The 3,260-nt window shown below is 57.6% G+C and carries 1 rRNA gene; it reads right to left on the bottom strand.

The annotated features are described in order from the left end of the window. Positions 1-82 precede the first annotated feature (82 nt). A 23S ribosomal RNA gene (locus Q1A09_RS22495) occupies positions 83-3,203 on the bottom strand. Positions 3,204-3,260: the final 57 nt, after the last annotated feature.

Below are 3,260 nucleotides of genomic sequence, written 5' to 3'. Positions count from 1 at the left end.
CGATGTGGAGCAGGGCGGGTTCCGTACGTTCAGAACCACACAGTGGACGCGAGACATCAAGCAACAAATAGCTGGGTGTTGAGTGGTCAAGCCCTCGGCCTATTAGTACCGGTCAGCTCCACGACTTGCGCCGCTTCCACTTCCGGCCTATCAACCCGCTGGTCTGGGCGGGGGCCTTACCCGGTTAACCCGGTGAGAGACCTCATCTTGAAGCGAGCTTCCCGCTTAGATGCTTTCAGCGGTTATCCCTGCCGAACGTAGCCAACCAGCAGTGCTCCTGGCGGAACAACTGGCACACCAGAGGTTCGTCCGTCCCGGTCCTCTCGTACTAGGGACAGCTCTTCTCAAGTCTCTTACGCGCACGGCGGATAGGGACCGAACTGTCTCACGACGTTCTAAACCCAGCTCGCGTGCCGCTTTAATGGGCGAACAGCCCAACCCTTGGGACCTACTCCAGCCCCAGGATGCGACGAGCCGACATCGAGGTGCCAAACCATCCCGTCGATATGGACTCTTGGGGAAGATCAGCCTGTTATCCCCGGGGTACCTTTTATCCGTTGAGCGACACCGCTTCCACATGCCGGTGCCGGGTCACTAGTCCCAGCTTTCGCTCCTGCTCGACCCGTCGGTCTCGCAGTCAAGCTCCCTTGTGCACTTGCACTCGACACCTGATTGCCAACCAGGCTGAGGGAACCTTTGGGCGCCTCCGTTACATTTTGGGAGGCAACCGCCCCAGTTAAACTACCCACCTGACACTGTCCCTGATCCGGATCACGGACCGAGGTTAGACATCCAATTCGACCAGAGTGGTATTTCAACGATGACTCCACGAACACTGGCGTGCCCGCTTCACAGTCTCCCACCTATCCTACACAAGCCGAACCGAACACCAATATCAAGCTATAGTGAAGGTCCCGGGGTCTTTCCGTCCTGCCGCGCGTAACGAGCATCTTTACTCGTAGTGCAATTTCGCCGAGCCTGTGGTTGAGACAGCTGAGAAGTCGTTACGCCATTCGTGCAGGTCGGAACTTACCCGACAAGGAATTTCGCTACCTTAGGATGGTTATAGTTACCACCGCCGTTTACTGGCGCTTGAGTTCTGAGCTTCGCCCCGAAGGACTAACCCGTCCCCTTAACGTTCCAGCACCGGGCAGGCGTCAGTCCGTATACATCGTCTTTCGACTTCGCACGGACCTGTGTTTTTAGTAAACAGTCGCTTCTCACTGGTCTCTGCGGCCACCCACCGCTGCCCCGCGCAAGGCGGTTCACAGCAGATGGCCCCCCTTCTCCCGAAGTTACGGGGGCATTTTGCCGAGTTCCTTAACCACAGTTCGCTCGATCGCCTTGGTATTCTCTACCTGACCACCTGAGTTGGTTTGGGGTACGGGCCGCTAAGAACTCGCTAGAGGCTTTTCTCGGCAGCATAGGATCATCCAATTCGCCTCATTCGGCTATGCGTCGGGTCTCACCCTGTATGCGATGCGGATTTGCCTACATCGCGGGCCACACCCTTGCACCGGTACTACCACTCACCGGTAGGACTACCTTCCTGCGTCACCCCATCGCTTGCCTACTACCAGTCCAGGTCCCGCGCTCCACCGGATCAGACCCGAAGGCCAGTCACCGGCTTTGGACGGTTAGTATCGCTGGGTTCAGCATGGGCGTTCTTTCGCGGGTACGGGAATATCAACCCGTTGTCCATCGACTACGCCTGTCGGCCTCGCCTTAGGTCCCGACTCACCCTGGGCGGATTAGCCTGGCCCAGGAACCCTTGGTCATCCGGCGGGGGAGTTTCTCACTCCCCTTTCGCTACTCATGCCTGCATTCTCACTCGTGTGGCGTCCACGGCTGGATCACTCCGCCGCTTCAATCGCCACACGACGCTCCCCTACCCATCCACACACCTGGCCACTGACCTAGATCAGAGACGGGTTCATGTGAATGCCACAGCTTCGGCGGTGTGCTTGAGCCCCGCTACATTGTCGGCGCGGAACCACTTGACCAGTGAGCTATTACGCACTCTTTCAAGGGTGGCTGCTTCTAAGCCAACCTCCTGGTTGTCACGGCAATCCCACATCCTTTTCCACTTAGCACACGCTTAGGGGCCTTAGCTGATGATCTGGGCTGTTTCCCTCTCGACTACGAACCTTATCGCCCGCAGTCTCACTGCCACGCTCTCACTTACCGGCATTCGGAGTTTGGTTGATTTCAGTAACCTTGTGGGGCCCCTAGACCATCCAGTGCTCTACCTCCGGCAAGAAACACGTGACGCTGCACCTAAATGCATTTCGGGGAGAACCAGCTATCACCGAGTTTGATTGGCCTTTCACCCCTACCCACAGCTCATCCCCTCAGTTTTCAACCTAAGTGGGTTCGGTCCTCCACGCGGTCTTACCCGCGCTTCAACCTGGCCATGGGTAGATCACTCGGCTTCGGGTCTAGAGCACGCGACTCAATCGCCCTGTTCGGACTCGCTTTCGCTACGGCTACCCCACACGGGTTAACCTCGCCACGTACCGCTAACTCGCAGGCTCATTCTTCAAAAGGCACGCAATCACCCCTCCACCGAAGTGGATAAGGCTCTCACGGCTTGTAGGCACACGGTTTCAGGTACTATTTCACTCCCCTCCCGGGGTACTTTTCACCTTTCCCTCACGGTACTTGTCCGCTATCGGTCACCAGGGAGTATTTAGGCTTAGCGGGTGGTCCCGCCAGATTCACACCGAATTTCACGGGCTCGGTGCTACTTGGGATACGACTCGAGAGGCCATGAGTTTTCGTGTACGGGGCTCTCACCCTCTACGGCGACCCCTTCCAGAGGCCTTCCACTAACACATGGCTTTCTGACTCCCTGACAGTTCGGCAGAACCATCTGAATCGTCCCACGACCCCGACCACACAACGCCTGCCGGCTTGGCATGCGATCGGTTTAGCCTCATCCGCTTTCGCTCGCCACTACTCACGGAATCACGGTTGTTTTCTCTTCCTGTGGGTACTGAGATGTTTCACTTCCCCACGTTCCCTCCACACGCCCTATGTGTTCAGGCGCGGGTCACACCACATGACTGGTGCGGGGTTCCCCCATTCGGAAATCCTCGGATCAACGCTCGGTTGGCAGCTCCCCGAGGCTTATCGCAGCCTCCTACGTCCTTCATCGGCTCCTGGTGCCCAGGCATCCACCGTGTGCCCTTAACAACTTGACCACACAAACAACACCCACGCCCACCCACCACAGACACACCAAGAACCACCACACCCCC

The sequence above is a fragment of the uncultured Modestobacter sp. genome, from assembly GCF_947486615.1.
Classification (GTDB): domain Bacteria; phylum Actinomycetota; class Actinomycetes; order Mycobacteriales; family Geodermatophilaceae; genus Modestobacter.
Note: the sequence above shows the minus strand (reverse complement) of the source record. Positions and strands in the feature narration are given on the sequence as shown.